Annotated in this window: 25 protein-coding genes, 1 tRNA gene and 1 pseudogene; 22 read left to right on the forward strand and 5 right to left on the reverse strand. The window is 39.6% G+C overall.

The genetic code is table 11. The annotated features are described in order from the left end of the window. Positions 1-140 precede the first annotated feature (140 nt). The 7 genes and pseudogenes from J9537_RS05605 to J9537_RS05635 all read left to right on the forward strand — a co-directional run bounded on the left by J9537_RS05605 (position 141) and on the right by J9537_RS05635 (position 7476). Positions 141-1220, forward strand: a complete 1080-nt coding sequence (locus tag J9537_RS05605; RefSeq protein ID WP_218257034.1) for a helix-turn-helix domain-containing protein — start codon at positions 141-143, stop codon at positions 1218-1220. 227 nt (positions 1221-1447) lie between these two features. Next, positions 1448-1753 (forward strand): PTS sugar transporter subunit IIB, encoded by a 306-nt coding sequence (locus J9537_RS05610; protein WP_028021270.1) that lies wholly within the window; start codon positions 1448-1450, stop codon positions 1751-1753. Positions 1754-1756: 3 nt separating this feature from the next. After that, positions 1757-3022, forward strand: a pseudogene (locus J9537_RS05615) (PTS sugar transporter subunit IIC). 38 nt (positions 3023-3060) lie between these two features. Continuing rightward, positions 3061-3402, forward strand: coding sequence for a PTS lactose/cellobiose transporter subunit IIA (locus J9537_RS05620; protein WP_010744438.1), 342 nt, complete (start codon positions 3061-3063; stop codon positions 3400-3402). Positions 3403-3485: 83 nt separating this feature from the next. Then, the gene (locus J9537_RS05625; protein ID WP_218257336.1) at positions 3486-4913 is read left to right on the forward strand and encodes a glycoside hydrolase family 1 protein; all 1428 of its coding nucleotides are present in this window, start codon (positions 3486-3488) and stop codon (positions 4911-4913) included. A gap of 54 nt (positions 4914-4967) precedes the next feature. Next, positions 4968-6863: a BglG family transcription antiterminator gene (locus J9537_RS05630; RefSeq protein ID WP_218257036.1), complete on the forward strand. Its 1896-nt coding sequence runs from the start codon at positions 4968-4970 to the stop codon at positions 6861-6863. After that, the gene (locus J9537_RS05635) at positions 6856-7476 is read left to right on the forward strand and encodes a YczE/YyaS/YitT family protein (protein ID WP_218257037.1); all 621 of its coding nucleotides are present in this window, start codon (positions 6856-6858) and stop codon (positions 7474-7476) included. Before J9537_RS05630 ends, J9537_RS05635 begins: the two co-directional genes overlap by 8 nt. A 161-nt stretch (positions 7477-7637) precedes the next feature. Here J9537_RS05635 and J9537_RS05640 read toward each other — a convergent pair whose 3' ends face one another. Then, entirely contained in the window at positions 7638-8498 is an 861-nt protein-coding gene (locus J9537_RS05640; protein ID WP_218257038.1) for a MurR/RpiR family transcriptional regulator, read from the reverse strand. A 281-nt stretch (positions 8499-8779) separates the two neighbouring features. Between J9537_RS05640 and J9537_RS05645 the strand changes: the two genes are divergently transcribed. The 9 genes from J9537_RS05645 to J9537_RS05685 all read left to right on the forward strand — a co-directional run bounded on the left by J9537_RS05645 (position 8780) and on the right by J9537_RS05685 (position 16355). Next, entirely contained in the window at positions 8780-9778 is a 999-nt protein-coding gene (locus J9537_RS05645; protein WP_218257039.1) for a D-isomer specific 2-hydroxyacid dehydrogenase family protein, read from the forward strand. 14 nt (positions 9779-9792) lie between these two features. Continuing rightward, positions 9793-10896: an iron-containing alcohol dehydrogenase family protein gene (locus J9537_RS05650; RefSeq protein WP_218257040.1), complete on the forward strand. Its 1104-nt coding sequence runs from the start codon at positions 9793-9795 to the stop codon at positions 10894-10896. 74 nt (positions 10897-10970) lie between these two features. Further along, entirely contained in the window at positions 10971-11813 is an 843-nt protein-coding gene (locus J9537_RS05655; protein WP_010744446.1) for a PTS mannose/fructose/sorbose/N-acetylgalactosamine transporter subunit IIC, read from the forward strand. Positions 11814-11836: 23 nt separating this feature from the next. After that, positions 11837-12706: a PTS system mannose/fructose/sorbose family transporter subunit IID gene (locus J9537_RS05660; RefSeq protein ID WP_010744447.1), complete on the forward strand. Its 870-nt coding sequence runs from the start codon at positions 11837-11839 to the stop codon at positions 12704-12706. Between the two features lie 21 nt (positions 12707-12727). Next, positions 12728-13234 (forward strand): PTS sugar transporter subunit IIB, encoded by a 507-nt coding sequence (locus tag J9537_RS05665; protein ID WP_218257041.1) that lies wholly within the window; start codon positions 12728-12730, stop codon positions 13232-13234. 34 nt (positions 13235-13268) lie between these two features. After that, positions 13269-14141 (forward strand): hypothetical protein, encoded by an 873-nt coding sequence (locus J9537_RS05670; protein ID WP_218257042.1) that lies wholly within the window; start codon positions 13269-13271, stop codon positions 14139-14141. A 16-nt stretch (positions 14142-14157) separates the two neighbouring features. Continuing rightward, entirely contained in the window at positions 14158-14601 is a 444-nt protein-coding gene (locus J9537_RS05675; protein WP_218257043.1) for a PTS sugar transporter subunit IIA, read from the forward strand. Positions 14602-14622: 21 nt separating this feature from the next. Further along, entirely contained in the window at positions 14623-15690 is a 1068-nt protein-coding gene (gene uxuA, locus J9537_RS05680) for a mannonate dehydratase (protein WP_218257044.1), read from the forward strand. Between the two features lie 26 nt (positions 15691-15716). Further along, the gene (locus J9537_RS05685) at positions 15717-16355 is read left to right on the forward strand and encodes a bifunctional 4-hydroxy-2-oxoglutarate aldolase/2-dehydro-3-deoxy-phosphogluconate aldolase (RefSeq protein WP_218257045.1); all 639 of its coding nucleotides are present in this window, start codon (positions 15717-15719) and stop codon (positions 16353-16355) included. A gap of 282 nt (positions 16356-16637) precedes the next feature. Here J9537_RS05685 and J9537_RS05690 read toward each other — a convergent pair whose 3' ends face one another. Both J9537_RS05690 and J9537_RS05695 read right to left on the reverse strand, forming a co-directional pair. Then, positions 16638-17297, reverse strand: coding sequence for a C39 family peptidase (locus J9537_RS05690; protein WP_218257046.1), 660 nt, complete (start codon positions 17295-17297; stop codon positions 16638-16640). A 67-nt stretch (positions 17298-17364) separates the two neighbouring features. Continuing rightward, positions 17365-19284, reverse strand: a complete 1920-nt coding sequence (locus J9537_RS05695) for an ABC-F family ATP-binding cassette domain-containing protein (protein ID WP_218257047.1) — start codon at positions 19282-19284, stop codon at positions 17365-17367. Positions 19285-19486: 202 nt separating this feature from the next. Between J9537_RS05695 and J9537_RS05700 the strand changes: the two genes are divergently transcribed. Then, complete coding sequence (locus tag J9537_RS05700) at positions 19487-20131, forward strand: redox-sensing transcriptional repressor Rex (protein ID WP_010744455.1); 645 nt, start codon at positions 19487-19489, stop codon at positions 20129-20131. Positions 20132-20205: 74 nt separating this feature from the next. Here J9537_RS05700 and J9537_RS05705 read toward each other — a convergent pair whose 3' ends face one another. Then, positions 20206-20544 (reverse strand): thioredoxin family protein, encoded by a 339-nt coding sequence (locus J9537_RS05705; protein WP_218257048.1) that lies wholly within the window; start codon positions 20542-20544, stop codon positions 20206-20208. Positions 20545-20677: 133 nt separating this feature from the next. On the opposite strand from J9537_RS05705, the gene J9537_RS05710 reads away from it, so the two are divergent. Both J9537_RS05710 and J9537_RS05715 read left to right on the forward strand, forming a co-directional pair. Further along, positions 20678-20748 (forward strand) — tRNA-Gly (locus J9537_RS05710). Positions 20749-21216: 468 nt separating this feature from the next. Continuing rightward, the gene (locus tag J9537_RS05715) at positions 21217-21471 is read left to right on the forward strand and encodes a DUF1648 domain-containing protein (RefSeq protein ID WP_245001297.1); all 255 of its coding nucleotides are present in this window, start codon (positions 21217-21219) and stop codon (positions 21469-21471) included. Between the two features lie 19 nt (positions 21472-21490). Here the strand turns inward: J9537_RS05715 and J9537_RS05720 are convergent, their stop codons facing one another. After that, complete coding sequence (locus J9537_RS05720) at positions 21491-22180, reverse strand: CPBP family intramembrane glutamic endopeptidase (RefSeq protein ID WP_218257049.1); 690 nt, start codon at positions 22178-22180, stop codon at positions 21491-21493. Between the two features lie 136 nt (positions 22181-22316). Between J9537_RS05720 and J9537_RS05725 the strand changes: the two genes are divergently transcribed. The 3 genes from J9537_RS05725 (at position 22317) to J9537_RS05735 (ending at position 24314) form a co-directional block, all read left to right on the forward strand. Beyond that, the gene (locus J9537_RS05725) at positions 22317-22532 is read left to right on the forward strand and encodes a hypothetical protein (protein WP_028021263.1); all 216 of its coding nucleotides are present in this window, start codon (positions 22317-22319) and stop codon (positions 22530-22532) included. Then, positions 22519-23463: an SPFH domain-containing protein gene (locus J9537_RS05730; RefSeq protein WP_010744460.1), complete on the forward strand. Its 945-nt coding sequence runs from the start codon at positions 22519-22521 to the stop codon at positions 23461-23463. The genes J9537_RS05725 and J9537_RS05730 overlap by 14 nt, the downstream gene beginning before the upstream one ends. Positions 23464-23645: 182 nt before the next feature. Further along, complete coding sequence (locus J9537_RS05735) at positions 23646-24314, forward strand: DNA/RNA non-specific endonuclease (protein WP_376713208.1); 669 nt, start codon at positions 23646-23648, stop codon at positions 24312-24314. The last annotated feature ends 136 nt before the right edge of the window (positions 24315-24450 follow it).

Consider the following 24450-nt stretch of genomic DNA (forward strand, 5'->3'; position numbering starts at 1 on the left):
ATAACGTTTCCTAGCTGGATCGTTATGCTTTTTTTATAGTCTCAATGGTTAACAAAAACACCAAATAGTTTAACAAGCACTCCATTATAATCATTACCTGATAATGGTACACTAAGAGTGAAAAGAGAGGAGTGATTTCGATGGCATTGTTGATGGGCAAAACAATACAGAAGCTTAGGAAAGATCAAGGAATGACTCAAGAGCAGGTCGCTGCTACACTAGGAGTATCGACAGCCGCTGTTTCAAAATGGGAAACAGACAGTACCTATCCAGATATTTCATTGCTAAGTCCTTTGGCACGACTATTAAAAACAAACGTAGATCGACTGGTCAATTTCAAAGGAAACCTAAGTGACAGCGAAGTAGCTCGATTTGAAAAGGACGCTCGGTCTATTTTTGAGAAGGGGAATAGTCAAGAAGCGATGACGTATTGTCAATCTTTGCTGCGAGAGTATCCGAACGATGATGGCTTAAAATTTCGTTTGGCCTCGCTGTATATGTTCTATTTAGGCGCTTCTTCCGATGAAGAGTTGGCAAATCAGCAGTTAACTGCTGCTATACGACTTTTTGAAGCACTCCGTTCTTCAGAGACCCTCGAACTCCGACACGCGTCCCTTCACATATTAGCAGGGCTATACATGATGAATGATGAGTTAGATAAAGCTGAACAGGTGATTGAAGAATTACCGAATACGGATTATGACACACGAATGATGAAAACCAACATTCTTTTTAGAAAGAAAGAATTTGAGGAATCCTTAAAGTTAAGTCAGATGTGCATATTCCAACAAGTACGGGATATCAGTCTGCACCTTTATAATTTAGTAAAAATCGCAAGAAATTATGAACAATATGATAAAGCCAAGGCCATTCTAGAAATCGGCATTGAACTTGATAAGTTGCTTCATATGGACAGAATCAGTGGATTAAATGCAAATTATTATTTATCTAAGGCTGAGATTTCAGCTATACAAGGAGATACCCAAGCGGCGCTGCTCGAGTTAGAACAATTTATTCCGGCGTTAAAGACGGTCTTTGCCTTGAATGAAAACTTGGATGATTTGCTTTTTGATAGACTTGAGCTAAAAGATCCTTCTGTCTCCCCTGCGTTTATTGCTAAGGGAATGGCCGATTTAATTGAGCACTCAGAAGAATTTCAATCGTTACTAACAGAAGAGCGTTTTAAAACACTGCTGATGACCTTGAGAGAATTAAAGTAGAAAAGATATAAAAGAATAATCGAGCGTTCTGGTTCGCTAGTAAGAACTTTGTAGGTGAATTAAATAATTGAAACAAGAGTGGGACTTAAATAGTTGCACTCTTTTCTAATGGGATATTTATCGAGTAGTAGGGTACTTTTTCCCAGCTCTAGGAAAAAAGTAAGTTTGTCGAAGTAGATTTAATTTTCCTATAATGAGCATGTAAATAAATGAAAGTGGTGAAGGAAATGAAAAACATCTTGTTAATATGCGGGTCAGGTGCTTCTAGCGGGTTTATGGCAGCGGCGATCAGAAAAGCAGCAAAAAAAAGAAAGGTAGAGGTAACAGTTAAGGCGGCAAGTGAATCGCAGTTAGATGATCGTATTAATGAAATCGATTACTTGCTGATTGGTCCACATCTGTCCTATATGCTGAAGGATCTCCAAGAACAAACAAAGGACAAAAATGTCCAAGCGGCGGTGATTCCGCAGGCTGTCTATGGAACACTAAACGGAGAGAAAGCTCTGGACTTAATCTTGAAAATGGAGGGTTAGCTGATGGATAAAATCATGAATTTTATGACGAATTCTTTTGCACCGAAAGTAAATAAGGTAGTGAAGAATCCTTGGATTTCAGCCATTCAGGATTCGATTATGGTAGCCTTACCACTTGTTTTCGTCGGTTCATTGGTAACAGTCGTTTCATTACTAAAAAACATTTTTAGTGGAATGCCTGATTTTTCGATGATCAGTAATTTCTCTTTTGGAATGTACGCATTAGTCGTGGCCTTTTTGATTCCTTATTACCTAATGGAGAAAAAAGGTTATGGCGGACAGAAATTGATTTCTGGCGCAGCTTCATTGGTATTATTCATGATGCTTTTGTTCCCCACGATGACAGCAGAAGGAGAAGCCGTCTTTATTCTTTCTCGATTTGGTGCTACGGGGATGTTTCTCTCTATGATTACAGGCTTATTCGTCGGGTTTGTTATGAATTTTGCAGTAAAATATTCTTTCTTCGATGAAGACACCCCAATTCCAGACTTTGTGGTGGGCTGGTTCAATAGTTTACTGCCGATTACGTTCATTTTGCTTGTCGGCTGGTTAATCACTTTCCAATTCAAAATCGATTTCTTCGATGTGGTTTTATTGGTTTTCAGTCCTTTAGCTAGCATTGTCCAATCGTACCCAGGCTTTGTGTTATCGGTCTTTATCCCAGTATTTCTGTATACCTTCGGAATTTCTGGCTGGGTTATGATGCCAGTCGTCTATCCAGTCTATATGTCTGGACTAGCAGCAAATGCTGAATCGGTAGCGAATGGTGGACAGGCCTTAAACATCGCAACACAGGAAACCTGTTATGCCTTTTCTTCAATGGGTGGAATTGGAACGACATTAGCATTATCTGTGATGATGCTGTTGTTAAGTAAGTCTGCGCAATTGAAGGCTATTGGAAAAGCGGTAATTATTCCTTCAATCTTTAATATCAATGAACCGTTAGTTTTTGGTGCACCGATCGCCTTTAATCCCTACCTGATGGTCCCGATGTGGATCAACAGCATTATTGTTCCAACAATCGCCTACGTAACAATGTCAGTGGGCTTGGTCAACGTACCATCTAGTACCTTCTTGTTATGGTATATGCCGTATCCATTCACTTCCTACTTAGCAACACAGGATTGGTGAGCGATCATTGTTTGTGCAGTGATTTTCGTTATTACTTGGCTGGTCTTTTTGCCATTCTTTAAGGCCTACGACAATTCATTAGTTAAACAAGAAGCACAAGAGGCTTTGGAAGAAGCGGAAGCCGAAGCTGTACAATAAAAAAAGATGCACGATTAGTCATCAGCAGGAGGACACCTATGGAAGAGACGAAATTTTTAGAGGAGAATGACCAGTTGAACCAGCTGTCTATGAACATCTTAGTTCACGCCGGCAGTGCACGAGATCACTTGGTTCATTCGTTAGAAAGCTTAGAGGCGAAGGATTTTACTCAAGCAAAAGAAGAAGTAGCAGCGGCACGTAAAGAAATAGTGATCGCACATGGATTGCAAACGGATACGTTGCAGCTAGAGGCATCCGGCGAACAAATTCGCTATTCTACCTTATTTTGCCATGCGCAAGATACATTAATGACTGCACAAAGCGAGATTTTAATCGGCGAACATTTGATTCGCTTATTCGAAGCTTTTGACCAAAAATAGCAGGTACGCTTAGCCAGTCAGAGAGCCTTTGATTGGTTAATGCTACAGAGATACGAGGAGGAATTTCATTGAAAAATTATCGAATGCCTAAGAATTTTTTATGGGGTGGAGCAATCGCGGCGAATCAAGCAGAAGGTGCCTACAAAGTAGCTGGAAAAGGCATCAGTTTAGCCGACTTGCACAAGTATTATCCAGATAAAAGCAATGCCGAGATTGCCGAAGAACAGCATAAGGGAATGTCATTGGCGGATGTCCAAGCGAATCTGGCGGACACAGAGGGCTACTATCCAAAACGTCATGGGATTGACTTCTATCATACGTATGAGTCAGACTTGGAATTACTTAGTGAGATGGGCTTTAAAACGTTCCGAACATCCATCGATTGGACACGAATTTTTCCGACCGGTGAGGAAGAGGAGCCAAACGAAGAAGGGCTAGCCTATTACGATCGTCTGATCGACAAAATTATTGAACTGGGAATGGAACCGATCATTACTATTTTGCATTATGAAACACCTGTTGAGATTACTTTGAAGTATGGCGGATGGAACAATCGCAAAGTGATCGATTTGTTTGTTAAATATGGAAAAGTCGTTTTAGAACGCTATCAAGCCAAAGTGAACTATTGGATCGTCATCAACCAAGTCAATCTAATCCAGTTCGAGCCCTTTAATTCAACAGCAATTCCCTACGATACCGTCGATAATTATGAAGAGGCAAGTTTCCAAGCCGTTCATCACCAGTTCGTAGCCTGTGCGAAATTAGCAGCTTACGCTAAAACGATTAATCCTGATATGCAGATCGGAACGATGATGGCTGATTGTACGGCGTATCCTTATTCTTGTGACCCAGATGATGTGAATTTAGCTTTACGCCGCAATCGTATGCAATACTTTTATACAGATGTTCAGTTTCAAGGTGCTTACCCGCAGTATGCTCTAAATTATTTTGCTGAAAACAATATTCATTTAGAGATTACAGATGAGGATAAGCAATTATTAAAAGATCATCCAATGGATTATTTAGGGCTTTCTTATTACTATTCACAAATGGTGGACGCCTCTAAAAATACCATGAGTCCTTCATCCGTGACACCCAACCCTAATCTAAAAGCCAATCCATGGGGATGGGCGGTCGATCCCCAAGGCTTGTATAATTCATTGTCTCAATATTGGGATCGCTACCACAAATCAATCATTATCGCTGAAAATGGTTTTGGTATGTATGATGAATTAGTAGATGGTCAAGTACATGATGATTATCGAATTTCTTATCTGTCTGAACACATCACTCAGATGAAGTGCGCGATGTATGATGGTGTTGATGTCATCGCCTATTGTGCTTGGGGACCCATCGACATTATCAGTTGTTCTTCTGCGCAAATGGAGAAACGTTACGGGTTCATTTACGTTGATTTGGACAATGAAGGCAAAGGGTCTGGCAAGCGAATTAAAAAAGACAGCTTCGAGTGGTACAAGCAAGTGATTGCATCAAATGGCGAAACATTATAACCAATTGAAAAGTTGATCTTTTGGATCAACTTTTCTTTGAATGGAGGTGTTCCTGTGCTGACGAAAAAAGAAAAGGAGTTGGTTGACTACTTGACGAAGAAAAAACGTTGGGTAACCTCTGACGAACTGGCATCATTTAGTAATTGTACGACTCGTACGATTCGCAATCGGGTTGCTCGGATCAACCAGAACAATCAGGCGCTCATTTTGACGAGTCATTTGGGTTACCAGTTAAACCCAGAAGCAAAAATACAAACAAAGGGACTCGAAGATCGAAAATCTCGTATTTTTTTGGAGCTGCTAAAGCATTCTTCAGAAGGTGTTGATTTTTATGAGTTAGCGGAAAAACTGTTCGTTTCTGAGTCAACATTGAAAAATGATATTCAGCAACTAAAAAAAGAAATAACTAATGATGCGATCCAAATCGTTTTTGAACAAGATTTTATCAAGCTAACGGGACCTGAACGTGCAAAAAGGCGCTATCTTATCTCACTTTTGTACAATGAAAGCGATCTGCAGGAAAAGCTGAAGGCCAGTATTCAGCAAATGATCGGCTACATCTCATTAGACAATCTTCAACAAACGATTCAAGCAGTTTTGTCTACACACTCGATTCAAATCAATCAATACTCTTTGAACAATATTGTCCTGCATTTTGCAATTAGCATCGAACGTATCCGACAGGGACATAGCTTGAAGAAGTGTCTGGCTAATCCACAGATACAGCATCATCCAGAATTTCTGATCGCAGAGGAGATCAGCGATCAGTTGGCACAGCAGTACGACATTCATTTCTCTCAAGCTGAATTAGAGCAATTGTCTTTATTATTTATTGGAATGCAAAATGAAACGCTGACAAAACAAGACAATCAACAGCTTTCTAGTTTTGTTGATCAGAAGATTATTGTTGCGCTACAGGATGTGTTAGCAGAAGTAGAGCGCACCTATCTTGTCGAACTGCATGATGAAGAGTTTTTCAACAAATTAGCCATTCATTTACAAAGTCTCTATTATCGTTCACATTACGAAACCTTCACCCGTAATAGCAGTCTTTTAGATTTAAAAACAGCTTATCCATTAATTTATGATTTAGCAGTCTATATTTCTTCTTTGATTCAAGATCGTTTGGATATTTGGTTCAATGATGACGAAATTTCCTTCATTGCGTTACATATTGGCTCGTTCCTTGAGACACAAAAGCACTTTCAAAATCAAGTGACTATTCAATTAATCGTGAATAACTACCATGATCTCGCGAGCAATCTTAGCAAACAGCTCAAAGAGCATTTTGGTGAAACAGTCCATGTTTTAGTGACAGAAAGAGGTAAACATTTTTCTAAAGAGTATGATTTGCTACTGACGACAGATCGGGAAATAGCTTCTAAATTTGCTGGCTCTGTTTTCATTCATCCTTTTTTGACGACTAAAGATATTAAAAAAATTGAAAAACGAATGGATTCGCTAAAATCACAGCGAGAAAAACGACGGATGTATCAATCAATTGAAAAGTTTATTTTACCAGAATTATATTTCAATCAAATCGATCCCGCTGGATTAAAGCCAATCGAAATTCGGAAGCAGATGAATCAACGAATGTTAGAGAATGGCTTTGTAGATGCTGCGTTCTTTGAAAGAGTGGAAAAACGTGAACGCATGTCTCCTACGAGCTTTCCTTCAGGGATCGCGGTGCCCCATTCAGTAGAATTGGAGGCTGAAAGAAGTGGTGTGGCAATTATGACGTTACAGGACCCGCTAGTATGGGCGGATCAGTCCATTAAGCTTATTGCTTATATTGCCATCAACAAGGAGGAAGCCAATGAGTTCAATGACTTTTTTGAAAAATTTATTGAGATTGTTTCAGAACCAATCAATACGAAGCAGCTAAGTATGAGTGAGGACTATGAAGAATTTATTCTCCGTTTGAAAACCATGGTGGATGCTGATGAATAAGCAAGTATTCAATCGGCTCGGTTTAGTTTTTACGGGAACGATCTTAATGGGCGTCGGCATAGAAATTATCGTGATCGCCAATCAAGGATTTGATTCAGTCAGTACCTTGATTTTAGGTCTTATGAATTATTCGCCCCTTCCATTTGGACGCTGGAGCCAATTAATTAGTTTAGTTTTTTTACTCATTACTTTTTTCTACAAACGGAGTATGTTGGGCATTGGCAGTATCATTAACACGCTGCTGGTAGGGGAAACGATTAGCCGAGCAGCTCCTTTTCTTGAAGGGATTGTTCTTTTGCAGAATAGTCTTGTCGCTTCTTTTTTAGGTTTTGTTGTAATGGCTTTAGGGACCGCAATTTATTTATCTGGGAATCTAGGATCGGGACCTTTGGAAGGTATGATGTTTTGTACCTGTGAGTTACTAGGAGTATCCCTGCAAAAGGGACGGATATTGTTGGATTTCGTGATTGTCGCAGGAGGACTTTTATTAAAAAGTTCAGTTGGAATCGGAACGCTATTTGCTATTATTTTATTAGGTCCAATGATACAGGGATTCATGCTTATATTGCAAAAGCGGGTACGCTACAAATACCGCGATGGAGAAATACTTTAATAATAAGAAGTGATGTATAATAGCTGAAGTTCTCATTCAATGGAGTGATTAGTTAGATTTTCAGTTTGAATCATAAGGGATTAAGCAATGGGGATAAATTGAAAAAGCGCCACAACTTAGTTAGAACACGCTAACTAAGTTGCGGCGCTTTTTTTGTTTCTTTATTCGCTTTTATTTTCTTTTAGACTTTGGATGACTGTTCGAACTTTAGTGATGGTATTTTGTGCATTCTCACGATTGTGGAACATCAAAATCACATAGAGAGAATCAATGATGCTTAATTGAGCGATTCGAGAAGCCAATGCTTCAGAGCGAAATTCAATTTCTTCAGAGATCGAAATAAACACGACATCGCCTAATTTTGCCAAAGGTGAGTGGGCCTGACTTGTCATTACGATAACCTTCGCGCCATTTTTCTTAGCTGCTTCAGCGATATGAATGGTTTCTTTCGATTTTCCAGAATGGGAGATAAACAATGCGCAATCTTCCTCTGTAAGTAAGGAAGCCTCCATTAATTGAAGATGATAGTCGGTACTATGACCGACTGGAATAGGAGAACGCAAAAATTTATGATAGGCATCAGTCGCTACGATTTCAGAGCCTCCCACGCCAAAGAAATAAAGCCGCCTTGAATCTGAGATCATTTTTACCGCTCGTTTTAGGTCTTGTTCCTTCAATAGTTTCTTTGTATCGACCAAAGTTGACATATTTGAATCGAAAACTTTCTGCGCCATTACTAATTCCGAATCATCTTTTTGTACATTTTCGTGAATCGTAATCGCGGTAAGATCATTTTCTTGTTTCAATAGCGCCATCTTGAAATCCTTAAAGCCGTTAAAGCCTAATTTTTTGGTGAATTGAAAAAAAGTGGAGTCAGCAATCCCCAGTTCAGCTGCAAGATCACTAATAGAGCTGTGGCTAACCTTACTTGGGTTTTCAAGTATGTAATCGGCAATCGCTTGTTCTTTCGGACTAAAATCGTTGTACATGGATTTAATTTGTAAGTGAATAGGGCTAGACATAGGCAATCCTCCTTTATCTCATAAGTAGTTATTCATAAGATACTAGGAAACGAAAAAAAAATCAACAAAAATATTTTTTATTTTTTCTGTTTACAAAAAAATATTTTTTTGTATAATAAAGGCATAAGGTTGAATGCGTTATCAGAAATCGGTTTCCGTAGGACGCTTGACTTTGAATAGTCTATGAAAGGGAGTTGGATAGAAAAGAATCAATGAATCAATGAATGAGGTAGAAATGATTTGTCAGGAAGAGTCAAACAAGACAAAAAGGAGCTTTAAGGATGGGAAAATACAAAATAGCGATTGTAAATTCAAGTAGTTTCGGCAAAATTTTTCACGATCAATTGGAACGATTGGAAAAGATCGGTGAGGTTCGTTCATTTACAGTAGATGGCGAAATTGGTGGACGAGAATTGGCAGAGCTGTTGGCGGGCTACAATATCATTATTGCAAGTGTCACTCCATTTTTTACGCAGGAATTTTTTGACTATAAGGATGAACTTATTTTAATTACGAGACACGGCATTGGGTACAACAATATTGATATTGAAGCCGCACGAGAACACGGCACATTAGTTTCGATTATTCCAGCTTTAGTTGAACGGGATGCCGTTGCAGAAAATAATATTACGAACCTGTTAGCACTTTTAAGAAAGACTGTTGAAGCGGATATCAGTGTGAAAAATGATAGTTGGGAAGATCGTGCTAATTTTGTCGGCCGCACCCTCTTTAATAAAACAGTCGGCGTTATTGGTGTCGGAAATACAGGCAGCTGTGTTGTGGAGACGTTAAGGAATGGCTTTCGCTGTCACGTATTAGCCTATGATCCCTACAAGTCAGCGCTGCATATTGAAAGCTATGGAGCAAAAAAAGTAGACCTTCCCGAATTGCTGAAGGAAGCAGACATTATTTGTCTTTGTGCCAGCCTTAATGAAGAGAACTATCATATGATTTCCACTGAAGAAATTGCCCAGATGAAGGGCAATGTTTATCTCTCGAATAGTGCTCGCGGCGCTTTACTTGATGAAGAAGCAATTGTCAGCGCTTTAAAATCAGGGAAAATCGCGGGATTAGCCACCGACGTTTTAGAAGAAGAACCAGGCCGCAGCGATCATCCCTATCTGGCCTTTAGCAATGTGGTCATGACGCCTCATACCTCCGCCTATACGATGGAGTGTCTACAGGAAATGGGGGCGAAATGTCTGAGAGATGTTGAAGATGTCGTCGCTGGCAAAATTCCGGAACGATCGGTCCAAGCAGAAAGTAAGGTAGTCAGTTAGGAAGGTGAGCAAATGTGTTAACTGATTTAAAGGTAAAAGTAGGACCGCAGTTTTATCGGTACAACGTTGGTGCTATTGATTTTGTGCCAATGCTTTTACAGGAGTTCTCAGCTAAAAATGTGCTAATTGTTCATGGTCAAGTTTCTTTTGAGAAAGCGAAGCCGTTTCTGAGTTTCTTAGGTGAGGAAGCCTATAATTTTTCTTTTTTACGATACACCGGAGAGTGCAGTTATTATGGTGCCGAACAAATTGAAAAAGCAGTAAAAACCAATCAAATTGATTTCATTATTGGCGTTGGCGGCGGAAAGCTGGCGGATCTTGTCGGCTACGCGGCACATAGAGTGAATGTAAATTTTGGCGTGATCCCAACACTTGCCAGTAATTGTGCACCATGGACGCCTTTATCGGTGATGTACAAAGAAAGTGGGGAATCTGAAGGAAAGAGTGAACATTTCTTGCGCCAAGCGTCCTTTTTCATTACAGATCCGGAATTAGTGGTTGATGCACCAGTGAATTACTTTGTCGCAGGCTTAGCGGATACGATCGCGAAATGGTATGAATCAGAAGCAATCTTGCAGCAGGATCATTTAAAAAATGAACCCTTTCTTCAGTTGGCTGGGTATACGGCGGCGCTTTGTAAAGAAGCGATTCTAAACAATTCAGCGAAAGCGATCAAAGATATGCAAGCTGGCATAGTATCAGAAGAATTTGTTCATCTATCTGAAATTGTCTTTGCTGTTGCCGGACTAGTTGGTGGCTTAGGAGATAAATATGCAAGGAACGCGATCGCCCATGCGATGCATGATGGCATGAGCAAGTATTTGCCAAACAGTCACGATTTCTTACATGGAGAAAAAGTTGCCTATGGCATTTTCTACCAGCTAGCTGTGGAAAAGAAATGGGAACAAATTGATGTGCTGCTGCCTTTTTATCAAGAATTGGGATTGCCGATGTCATTAAAGCAGATGCAGCTCTTTCCAGAAGATGAAGCAGTTATCGATCAGATTGTTGCATTTATTGATTCAAAGGAAAAGGTCCACCTGCTTCCGATCCCAATTACAAAAGAGCTCTTGAAGGAATCAATGAATGAGTTAGAGAACTATTTAGAAAAAAAGTAATTGCTCCTTCTTGCTATTGAAGAGAGTGATTAACAATTTAAATACAGGATTTAATTACGAATGAGGAGGAAATTATGGATACTTTAAGTGTAATGCAGAGTTTACTAATCGCTTTGTGGGTCGCCGCGGTAATGTCTAGGTGGCTAGGAGGCGGAGCAACGCTAACCTTGCGTTTTTCACCTTTAATGACCGGTTTGATCGTCGGGATTATCATGGGAGATGTGGCACAAGCCATGATCGTGACGGCCGCTTTGCAAATGATTTATATGGGGGTTTTCTCACCTGGCGGATCAATGCCGGCAGAACCATCCATCGCTGCTGCTATCGCGGTTCCAGTAGCGTTATTAGGGAATTTAAAACCAGAAGCGGCGATTGCCGTTGCCGTACCCGTTGGACTGTTGGGGAGTTATTTGTATCAGTTCCGTTTCTTCATTAATACGTTCTTAGGGAAGTATACAGATAAGGCGGTAGAAGACTTAAATGCGAAAGCAATCAAACGCTCGATTATTTTATACCCAACGTTGGCGTCCTTTATTTTGTTCGTTCCATTAGTATTTATTGCTCTTTATTTAGGTGCACCAATTATTGCGGATGTCATCAATGCGTTGGAAGGAACAGTAGTCATCCATATTCTTGAAGTAGTTGGTGGCGGTTTGGCGGCGATCGGAATCGCGACAACGGTTTATGTTATTGGCCGAAAGGATTACATGGTCTTTTTCTTCCTTGCTTATTTCATGAGTGTTGTGTTGAAGTCCCTTGAGATCACGATGGTTACTTACGCAATTTTTGGGGTCTTGATCGCGCTAATCTTCGTACAATCACAAAAAGGCAAAGGTGCGGCACCCGCAGCCGAATCGGCAGGGCAAAGTTCTGCAGCATCCTTTGATGATGACGACGATTACGATGACGGGTTCTAATTTATTACTAGGAGGGAAAAAACATGACTGAAGTATCAACCAATCAAGCAGAAAATAAAAGCTTAGCACCTGAAGAGATTACCAGTAAAGATGTTACGAAAGCCTATCTGAGATGGCATTTCGCAAATGAGATTCCTCATTCATTCGAACGCTATTTGGCACCATCATTATTGTATGCCATGATGCCAATCTTGAAAAAGCTATATAAAGACGACGATGCTTTAAAGGCCGCTTATAAACGCCAGCTACTATTTTTCAACACACAGCTAAGCTGGGGTGGCGGCGTTATTACAGGGTTAATGTCATCCATGGAGCAGCAGCGCGCTCAAGAAGAATACGAGAAAAAAGAAATTCTGATGCAAGATGACTTAATGTACAACACGAAAGCTGGTTTGATGGGAGCGTTAGCCGGAATCGGTGATGCGATCGACTCAGGGACCGTTCAATATATTTTCATCGCGATTGCCGTTCCTTGGGCACAACAAGGTAGTGCCTTAGGCGCCTTGTTCCCATTTGTTTTCTTCGCTTTGTATCAAGCGGCGTTAGGGGTCTTCTTTGCGAAACAATCCTTTACTATGGGTCGAAATGCGACAGGCCTAATGCAAAGTACAGGTGTTCAAACAGCGATCGAAGCGTTGTCCGTATTAGGTTTGTTCATGATGGGGATTTTGGCCGGGAATTATGTAAAAGTTGAATCCACCTTGAAGTTCGCTATTTCTGGACGGAAGTTTGTTATTCAAGAGATTCTCGATCAAATCGTACCTGGTATTTTGCCATTAGCTGTTGTAATGGGTGTGTATTGGTTCTACACGAAAAAAGGGTTAAAAGTAACACAAGCATTGCTCTGGCTAACCTTGATTTTAATTGTTCTAGCTGGAATCGGAATCTTATAATTTGAAAAGGATGTGTATGAAATGGGCGTAATTAATCTAGCTCGAGTGGATGAACGGTTGATCCACGGACAAGTAATGATGACCTTATCACAAAAAAGTGGAGTGAATTCAATTTTCGTAGTGGACGAAGTAGTGGCGAAGGATAAATTTATGCGTGATCTATATAAAAATGCTGGCAGCCGCACAGGACAGAAGACCATCGTGATTACTCCGGAAAAAGCGAAATTTTACTGGGATGAATTCAATTTTAAAGAATACAACTGTATTTTGATCACAAAAACAGTCAGTGTAATTTACGATTTAGTAAAACACGGTGTGCCAATGAAAGAATTAAATATTGGCGGGATTGCACAAAAAGATCCTGAGAAAGATTTACTCGTGACGAAATCTGTTTATCTAAACAAAGAAGATGCAGAACGATTAAAAGATATGAATGAAAATCATGGTGTCGAAGATATTTATTTCCAAGCAACACCAGCTGCACCAAAATCCAGTTTAAAAGATGTACTAAAACAATTCGGTTTGTAGAATTTTTTGACTGAAAGAACAGGAGAGAGCATAGATGGAGCAAACAGAGGGGTTCAAGGATTGGTTATTTCGATACCAATACGTTTATCGATTGCGGCGGACTGAAAAGAGTAAAAAAAGATTTCTTGCGGCATTGGTAACGGATATCGCTAAAATGCGGAAAGATGTTCGTGTTATTGAATACGATCAACAAAAAAAATACGCGGCGCGAAATGTCTATGTTGGTAATATCAAACAAGCGGATCGCATCATTTGCACCTTCTATGATACTCCTCCTGAAAGTTTTGGTTCGTATCAGTTGTTTGATCGGAAAGACCAAGCGCAGAAGACGACCAAGTTTATTTTGCTAAGCTCAATAGCCGCAATTCTTTTTGGAATCATTGGTACGCTGGTCTATATGCGTTTTGCACCAAATTCTTTTCAATGGAACGCACTCAGCACTTTTGTGATTATGGCGATTTACGCAGGCTACTTTGCTTTGTTAGGAAAAGTAACAAAGGGATTGTCTAATCGAAAAACATTGGTACGCAATACGTCGTCGATATTGACGATGCTGAAGATGATCGCGGAAAATAAACAGAAAAATATTGCCTATGCTTTTTTAGATGAAGGCAGCTATGGCACTAAAGGTTTGGACGAGCTGCAAAAACAAGCAAATGGACGTTGTAAAATTTATTATTTAGACAGTATAGGTGCGCCAGCGCCATTACATCTTGTCGGTGAATCACCGAATAACCAAATCATTCATGAAAATATGGATTATCAAGCTTCTGATCAGAAGGTAAATTATATTTTCAGTGCAAGAACAGATCAAGAGAATCGCGCTTTTTATTTAAATCCAGCTGATTTAAAGGAAAAGCAATTAAATATGGAAAATATAGCCACTGTGACGAGCTTGTTTCAGTGAGAGAAAGGGAGGACCTATGTTAGGGATCGTAATTGCAACACATGGAAATTTAAGTGATGGGCTGAAGGATGCAGCAGAAGTGATTGTTGGGACAACGAATAATATAGCGACAGTCAATTTAAATCCCGGAGATGATGTTCAAGAATTGGGAAAACAGATTGAAGCAGCAGTCAAAGAGGTCCATCAGGAGAACGGGGTTATTGTTTTAACGGACTTGGTTAGTGCCAGTCCTTATAATCAATCTGTTTTGATTACCAATGGTTTAGATCCAACACTTCAAGAAAAGGTTTATATCATTGGCGGAGTAAATTTACCCATGCTGTTAGAAACTATCAATCATCAAATTTTGAGTACCCCCGTTGAAGAAGCAGCACCAGCGGTTATGAAGCAAGGCTCAGATAGCTTAGCTATTTGGCATATTTCAGAGGTTGAAGATGAGGAAGACGAAGACGACTTTTAATAGGAATAGGAGACTAAATTAATGAAATGGGGCTTTAGATGGTATGGAGAGAAAGGCGACTCCATTCCTTTAAATCATGTGAGACAGATACCAGGCATTAACGGCGTAGTGGGAACATTACTGAACAAATTACCCGGCGACGTATGGGAAGTTTCTGAGATAAGAGAGTTAAAAGAATCGATTGAAAAAGAAAATTTAGAATTATTAGGAATAGAAAGCGTCGCGATTCATGATGCGATCAAGGCAGGTACCGCTGAACGAGATCAGTATATCGAGAACTATATCCAGACAATCAAAAATCTTTCAGAATGTGGGGTCCATCTGATTTGTTACAGCTTCAAACCAATCTTCGGATGGGCAAAAACAACGCTGAATTATGAAAATGAAGATGGCAGTCTGGCTCTATTATACGATCAAGCAGTCGTAGACAATATGGAACCAGGAGACATGTATAAACTAATCAGCAGTCAATCAAAAGGCTTCCAGTTGTCTGGTTGGGAGGAAGAGCGGCTTAACAAATTCAATTCGTTAGTGGAAATGTATGAAGGGGTGACTGAAGAGGTTCTGTTTGATAATTTGAAATACTTCCTTGAGAAGATCATTCCGATTTGTGAAGAAGCGGATGTGAAAATGGGGATTCACCCAGATGATCCACCTTGGGAAATTTTTGGCTTTCCTCGTATTACAAAAAATCTTGCGGATTTGCAGCGAATTACCAGCATAGTTGATTCTCCATATAATGGCATCACTCTATGTACTGGAGCTTTGGGTGCAGATCCGGATAACGACATGGTCGAAATCATTCATGCCATTGGTGATCGGATCAACTTTGTCCACTTCCGTAATGTAGAATTCTTAGGCTATCGGAAGTTTAAGGAAACGGCACATTTATCTACGGAGGGCTCATTAGATATGTACGCAATTATGGAGGCCTTAGTAGATGTCGGCTTTGACGGCGTGATTCGTCCAGACCATGGCCGTACACTTTGGGGTGAGGTTGCCAGACCTGGCTATGGCTTATACGATCGCGCGATGGGTATTACGTATATGCAGGGTTTGCACGAAGCCATTACCAAACGAAAAGGTTAAATATTGCGCAGAAAGTGAGCGGGAAAATGTCAGTAAATATGAAACATAAGGTTTATGAACAATTATCGCAAACCAAACTTTTGCCGTTATACACGGCAACTGATTTGAGCTATTTATCTGTAGTAGAAGAGATTCTAATCGAAAATAATGTTCCTCTGATTGAAGTGACCTTTCGTAGTGAGCTAGCGGCTGAAGCAATCAAGCGATTGGCGGAGTCCGGTAAGCTAATGGTTGGTGCTGGAACAGTTCGAACACTAGCAGAAGCGAAAATTGCGGTTGAAAATGGTGCGCAATTCGTTGTTTCTCCAGCAGTCGTCCCTGATGTGATCGAATATTGCTTGGATCATGAGGTTCCAGTCTTTCCTGGAACGGCAACACCAAGAGATATTCAGCAGGCAGCAGATTATGGACTTAAGGTCGTAAAATTTTTCCCAGCAGATATTTATGGAGGACTAAAAGCCATTGATGCATTAAGCGGTCCATTCTATGATATAAAATTCTTACCAACTGGCGGAATTAACGGAGAAAACTTCCTAGAATATCTTGATAACCCAAATGTACTAGGTGTGGGCGGTTCCTTCATTCTCTCAGAAAAAGTTATTAAAGAAGACAATGGAAAGAAAATGAATCAGCTTCTTCACTCATACGTTCAACAAATCAATTAATTCTAACTTGAAATAAAGAACATTTGCATCCAGACTTTTGAAAAAAGGTCGATGCAAATGTTTTTTTCTTAATTGTAATAAGTCGCTCTCTTCATAATAACGCCACATTTTTTTCTAACTTTCCTTCAAAAAGCTCATAGCTTTTTCAAATATTTAGCGTAAGATGAACTTAACCCTAAAAATAATTCTTTTTCCCCTGTGAAAGCAGGAACCCCCAATAAAAAAGAGCTGGCGCAAGGACGTCAGCTCTTTTTTATGTCTATCTATTTTTTTACATCCATCCTAACTGAATACCCATGCATTGGCTAGCTCAGGCATGAGATGGTCCAAGGAGTACTTTTGTTTGTAGTGTTCCTTTTCTGGGCGATCATTTGGATCATAGACAATTATTTGATCACTTTGAAGATCCTTTTTGATTACCATGATATGTCCAACTTCTGTAAACTCGCCAGGGGTAACGGAAATCACGAGGGGCTGATTTTGATTTAAGTGTTGTTGTATTTTGGCTTGATCCTTCCCAAGTTCTTCAAGGGCAAGGCCATAATTTTGAGCAAAGGCAGGGAAAATCGACCAAGCGGTGCCTTGTCCTGCTTCATAATAATTGTTGCCGCTCCATTGCAGAATTTCTGTTGGATAAACGGTTCGCTTTTCTTGGTAAGAAAGAATCATGGCTAAGGAGGTGATCGCACACCCATTTGTGGCTAAGTCATTTTGACTGGAGCCACTGCCATAGGCTTTATCTGCCCAACGCGGGTCTGTTTGCAAAAGTAACGAGAAATCCTGACCATGCTCTTGTAAATATTGATTGGCACTGGCCGAAAAATCCTGTTGACTGTTAACTTTATTATCAAAGTGAAAGAATCGAGAAGAGAGGATCCCTAAACTTGCCATCACTAAAAAAATTCCAAGTATTATTGATAAGGGTCGATTTTTTCGCCTCATAAAAAACACCTCCACTCTCTTATTAAAGCGAAAAAGAGTGAAGGTGTCATCGGTCAAAAGTTGTAAGTTATTCAAATTCTTCTAATTCTAAGCTAAGTTCTTCCCAACTGGCGAGTTGTTCTTCTTGCTCGGCTTTTTGAGCCTCTAACTCATTCGTCAGTGCTAAAAGTTGGACATGGTCGTTCAGTATTTCTGGCTGACTCATTTGAGCCTCTAATTCATCGATTTTTTCATCCAAAGTGGCAAGCGTTTCCTCAATAGCTTCGATTTTTCGACGCAAGCTGCGGATCAGCTTTTGCTGCTCTTTGTCTTGATAAAATTTCTTTTTAGGAGCTTCTATTGCAGTCTCTTCTTTCGCCTGCAGTTCGGCAATTTCTTCTTCCTCTTTTTTCTTCTCTAAGTAATAGTCGTAATCCCCTAAATACAACTTGCTGCCTTCAGGAGACAGTTCGATGACCTTGTTGGCGATACGATTAATAAAGTAACGGTCATGAGAAACAAAGAGCAAGGTCCCTTGATAATCAATAAGGGCGTTCTCTAACACCTCTTTATTGTCAATGTCTAAATGGTTCGTCGGCTCATCTAGAATCAAGAAGTTCTCTTTATTCATTGAAAGCTTTGCCAATGCAACCCGCGCTTTTTCCCCGCCACTAAGTAAGGGAATCGTTTTTTCAACATCTTCGCCACTGAAAAGGAATCCGCCAAGAACATTTCGAATGTCTTTTTCAGGCGTTGTAGGGTGTTCATCCCATAGCTCTGCCAGAATTGTCTTGTTTCCATGTAAGTCTGCTTGACCTTGATCATAATAGCCTACAGTGACGTTTGTCCCAAAATGTGGCTGGCCTTTAATAAAGGGCAGCTGACCGATGAGAGATTTTAGCAGGGTAGATTTGCCGATACCATTTGGTCCGACTAAAGCGATGGCATCTTCTCGTCGTATGTCTAAGTCAATTGGCTCAGACAATGTCTCCTCATAGCCGATGGCTGCTTCTTCCACTTGCAGGACGACATTCCCAGAAACCTTATCAATATCAAACATAAACTTCGCGGATTTTTCTTTTCCATCAGGTCGATCCAGTCGATCCATTTTTTCCAAAGTTTTCCGCCGACTCTGGGCACGTTTTGTGGTTGAAGCACGAACTAGGTTGCGAGCGACAAAATCTTCCAACTTTTCAATTTCTACTTGCTGCTTTTCGTAAGCCTTCCAATCGCTGGCAAGCTGTGCGGCCTTTAAATCTAAATAGCGAGAGTAATTTCCTGTATAGTGCCGAATCTTATGTCTGGAAATTTCATAGATTTCGTTAACGACACGATCTAAAAAGTAGCGGTCATGAGAGACAATTAGCAGTGCACCGGAATAGCCTTGCAAATAATCTTCCAGCCAAGCCAAAGTTTCAATATCTAAATGGTTGGTCGGTTCATCGAGGATTAAAATATCTGGTTTAACTAGCAACATTCGAGCCAAAGCCAAACGTGTTTTCTGACCACCAGAGAGAGTACTGATCTCTTTATCATAAAAGCTTTCGTCAAATTTAAATCCATGTAAAACACTACGAATCTCATTTTCGTAACCGTAGCCGTTTTGATCATTAAAGTCGTGCTGCAACTGATCGTATTCCTTCAATAGAGAAGCGTAGCGACTATCACTTTCCGGTGTTTCACCAATTGCGACTTCTACTTCCCGCATTCGTTTTTCCATTTGACGTACCGATTCAAAGGCCTTCAGCATTTCATTCCAAATGGTTTCGTTGGAATCTAGGCCGGTGTCTTGAGCAAGATAGCCTAAGCTAGCTTGTTTATTTTTGATTACTTGACCAGCATCTGGCGCTTCGATGTTCGCGATAATTTTTAGTAATGTAGATTTTCCTGCACCGTTTCGTCCAACTAGACCGATACGAGCCTTGCTGGCGACTTCAAGGTGAATGTTTTCAAATAATGTATCCGCACCAAAATAGCGGGCAATTTGATTTGCTTGTAATAAAATCATTGGATATCTTCCTTAAATTTATTTTTCCGAATGGATTCAGTCTACCATATTTTTAAGGTCCTTGCGATTGGAAGCGGTCATTTCACCTAATCGTGATTTTTTCACAAATTTTCGAGCAAGTGCGTTGCAATTTCACTAACATTCTTGCTATTATAGTGCAGTAGTCAACATTTACGAATTTTTTTGATAAAGGAGAGTTATTGTGAAAGAACATTCAATTCCAAAAGCGACTGTTAAACGATTGCCGTTATACTATCGGTATTTACGTATTTTAAATAATGCTGGAAAAACCAAAGTTTCATCTACAGAACTAAGTGAGGCGATTCAGGTCGATAGTGCAACGATCCGCCGAGACTTTTCTTACTTTGGTGAATTGGGCAAACGTGGATATGGATATGACGTTGAAGATTTGATGCATTTCTTCGGAAAAATCTTAAACGATGATCAATTGACCAATGTCGCATTAGTCGGTGTCGGTAATTTAGGGAGCGCCTTGTTGAAATTCAAATTTCATCAAAGCAATAGTATCCGTGTAAGCTGTGCTTTCGATGTGAAAGAAGATATCGTGGGACGTATCGTTGACGGTATTCCAGTTTATCCATTAGACAACATGGTGGAGCAAATCAAGCTGCAGCAAATCGAAATCGCAATCTTGACGTTGCCTGCACAACAGGCCCAACAAGTAGTGGATCAATTAGCCGCTGCAGGTATTAAAGGAATCTTGAACTTTACCGCAGCTCGGTTAACTGCGCCTGAAGATGTCATTATTCAAAGCGTTGATTTAACGAATGAATTGCAAACATTGATTTACTTTTTACATCATAATACAGATAATAAAAAAGACTAAGCGTGTGTGAACCGATCCCAAAAAGCTAGACCAAAAATCTTACTTTTGGAGGTCGGTTCAGTGCTTAGTCTTTTTCATTTGAACAGCTCTTGATAATCTATCGCTTCAGCTTCTTCCGGTAATTGTTGTAGAAGTTTTTCCAACAATTTAAAGTCAATGAAGCGAGCTTGACGAGCGACTTCTTTTCCATTGTGATAAACCAAAACGGCTGGCACAGTCAGAACCTCAAAAAAGCCAGATAACTCAGGGTCTTGAACAATATCTAAATGATGAAAAGGAATCTTGTAGCTTTCAGCCAGTGCTTTTGCCTTAGGAGCATCAACATGACAAATACTGCAAGTTTCAGAGGAGATGAAAACAATGCTATTTATTTCGCTGGCAAGGGATTTCTTTACAGTTGTAAGATTTTCCATTGATTAAAGCTTCCTTTCTGTGATGCTTACTTACTATCTGTAAGATAATCAGAATTGGTCAACTTGTCAATTCTTATGTTCGATAGAAATAGTTGTTGGATTGAATAAAAAGCGTTATACTCTCTTATGTACCGCGGGTGTAGTTTAGTGGTAAAACAGAAGCTTCCCAAGCTTCCGTCGCGAGTTCGATTCTCGTCACCCGCTTCATTTACGAAAGCACAGGGCCTTAGATTAATTGGCTGCTGTGTTTTTTAGTATTTAATACTTTTCTTTTTAATGTCCCCTTGCTATTCAATCAGTGATTGATGTATGCTAAGGGTGATGTGAGGGGAAACCTTCACTTAGGGTAATTTATCCTGATTAAACCAACGTTTGTGGCTGAGCGTTGGTTTTTTTGTGTAGATTTGTAAGCGGATTATGCGAAAAAGTATATTTTTTTGAAATACAATAGAATCTGAAGTGCTTACTTTAATGAAGGAATTTGTTTGTATATAAAATCGCATTTTTCTATTTGAGATTTTCTAGTGTTCTTATTTTGTGAGGCATATACTATGAGCTAACTATTAAAGGAGGAGAAACGATGATGTTTGAAAGAGGTTATCGTTGGGTACGACGAATTAGTGTTCTATTTTCTGTAGGACTTTATGGCTTAAGTCTTTTTTCTATTCTCGTTTGCCTGCTAAAATTCCGATTCAGTTTGGTCTTGATGAGAAGGTGACTAACTGGGGAAGCAGAGGAACTGTTTTTCTTTTTCCGACCCTTTTACTGCTGATAGCAATCATCAGCAGTAGTAACTATAGTGACATGAAATATCCTGTACGAAGTATCGAAAATCGAGTGAGTAAAATAGCATTGTGTGGATCTTTGTTGTTAATTTGTGTTGTAGGCGTTTACCTCTTTTTTCTCTATGCGCGACTGCTAGAATAGATAATCCCCACAAAGCGGATTAAGTAGTGATTCCAAAAAGACTTAGGATGAAAAGTAAAAGAGCCGGGAGCATACCGTTAATGGTATTTATCATCCAATGGACCATAATGGATGACCAAATATTTTTTGACAATAAGTAGATTGCGCCTAAGTAAACACCTAATACCATGTAGGGAATCACGGCATATAAATTGCCGCTAAAATTGTTCCAGTGGACCAATCCAAATAAAATTCCTTGAACAAACAGCATCAGTATTCGCAGAATTGTGTTCTGGAATTTCCCTAATAATAAATAGCGAAAAGTTAGCTCTTCAGCAAAAGGCGCAATAAAGGGTGTAATGGCTGCTAAAACCGTCCAAGAAGGATCAAGTTTCTGGGAAGTGTAGCTTGTGGAAGACCGAAGCTGAAGAAGCTCACTAGGGATCATTCCACGCACGACCCGAAGTAACCAAAATGCTCCGGCAACTAAAACAATACTAATGAGTAATTTTATAAAAAGTTTTTGTCGAAACAGGCGCCATTGTGCTTTTAAAAAATCATGAAATAAGTAAAGCATCATGACAAATCCTGTTAAAAAAAGAACGGTCGAAGCAAGCAAAGCAAGTTTTGGGTCTCTGTCTAAGTGAATGAGTGGAAAAAGAAAATCACCAATCAATAATTCTGCTGGGACGATTAGAAGTCCCAACCATTGTTTTTTATTCGTCTCCATCTTTTATGCCCCATTTCTTTTCCTAGTTTAAAAAAATTGAGGAATAGTGTAAAGCAATATGAAATAAGAAGCAGGTTCTTTGTGATTGATTTGGTATACTAGAAAAAAGGAGGGGGAGAGTGTAGTGGATTATCAGATGCAGAAAACGATGGGAAAATGTTTTCGCAGTAAGGGGTCAAGTATTAGTGGGCTCGTTCGAATCTTGGGTAGTTGGTATGATTATAAAGTAGTGAACGGTCCGCCTGAGCCGCAAGATATGTTGGAAGTTGTCGACTTTACTAGTCGAGAGTTGCTGGTCATCATTAATAATAATTTAGAAGAAAGTGATGTGAATTACATTGTTAATAGTTAATATTGTTTTGTTAGTCCTTGCAATAGTAGTCCTTTTGTTTGTTATCAGTCAATTAGTCGTGATTGTACAGCAAGGAGAAGTTAAAGTTGTTGAGAGTTTTGGTAAGTATGTGAAGACCTTAGAACCAGGATTACATTTTTTGATTCCGATTTTATACGTGGTTCGTCGTCGTGTTTCGTTGAAACAAACGCCGATTCAAATTGAACCACAAAGTGTGATCACCAGAGATAATGTTATTGTCGAAATCGATGAGGCGATTAAGTATCACGTGACAGATGCTAGAGCTTTTGTGTATGATAATGAAGATTCTGTCACGTCAATGATCCAAGACTGTCAGTCAAATTTAAGAGGCATTATCGGTAAGATGGAACTGAACGAAGTGTTGAATGGGACGGAAGAGATTAACGTAAATCTTTATGAAAGCGTGAAGGACATTACAGCTGGTTACGGGTTATCAATTGATCGGATTAATATTGGTGAGATTTCTGTTTCGAATGAAATTGTCAATTCGATGAATAAATTAATTACAGCTAGCAGGGATAAAGAATCGTTGATCACGATTTCTGAAGGGAAAAAGCAATCAGTGATCTTAGAATCTGAAGCAAAATCTTCTGAGATGCAGATTGATGCAGAAGCCCGAGCCAGACAAACAAAAATCGATGCAGATGCTAGAGCAGAACGTACTAGAATCGATGCTGCTGCAGAAGCAGATCGAATCGCTCGAATCACGGAAGCTGAAACTGCACGAATTAAGGAAATCAATAAAGCCATTGCTGAAAGCAACTTGACGGATGAAATGATTGCTTATCTAGGAATCGAGGCCTTCAAACACGTTGTAGAAAATAATGGTAATACTGTGATTATGCCAAGTAATTTAACCGAGTTAGGAAATGTCCCAGCGATTAAGGAAATTTGGCAGCAAACAAAATAAGTGGATCAGCGTGATGGGAAAAAATAGGCAGAAAATCTTCCAGACCACTCAACATATCAACTGTTACAAGTTAGTATTGGTGTAATTCGATAGTCAGTGGTTGAATGATAAACCTGTATTTAGATAGTAGGAGTTGAAGTACCATCACAGTAAAAAAACAAGTACCGAAAATTATTACTGCTGTGGTCGTTGCTTTAGCTGGGATTTACGGTGTTTATTCACAAGTAAGTCCTAGCAATGAAGCAAGAGATGCAGTGAAAGAGGTGTCCGTCAGTCATATTTCTGAGGTTCCAGAGTATGATGGGGAGCATCAAACTATTCAATTAAATAATAATCAACCCAATTTTTCAAACAGCGATCTTTCTTTGACGAAGGGAACATGGACGCAGTTTTCTGATTTAGATCAATTGAATCGCGTTGGTGTAGCGAATGGGATGTTAGGAAAAGATTTGATGCCTCATCAAGAGCGGGAACGTTTATATGTAAAGCCGACTGGCTGGCATCAAAAATTTTATAATGATGAGCCCTTGTATAATCGAGCGCACTTGATTGCGTATCAATTTTCAGGCGAAAATAATAATCTAAAAAATTTAATGACTGGCACTGCATCAATGAATGATCCAGGCATGAATGATTGTGAAATTAAAATCGGAAATTATATTCGCAAAACGAATCACCACGTTCGTTATCGGGTAACTCCATATTTCAAAGGGAATGAATTAGTCGCTCGTGGGGTCCAGATGGAAGCGCAAAGTATTGAAGACGGTCAGATTTCATTTAATCTCTTTATTTACAACGTTCAAGAAGGAATTAACATCGACTATCAAACCGGCTATTCACAAAAAGAATAAAATAAAAGTTTTACAAGTTCATTGTGGATTACCTATAAAGTGAACAGTTTGTCATTGAAATTCCTAGTAAGAAATCTGAAGAAGCCAGATGATCGGTTATTTAGCTAATCATCTGGTTTTTTGCTATCATTTTTCA

Origin of the sequence: Enterococcus raffinosus (assembly GCF_019175485.1) — a bacterium.
Taxonomy (GTDB): domain Bacteria; phylum Bacillota; class Bacilli; order Lactobacillales; family Enterococcaceae; genus Enterococcus_A; species Enterococcus_A raffinosus.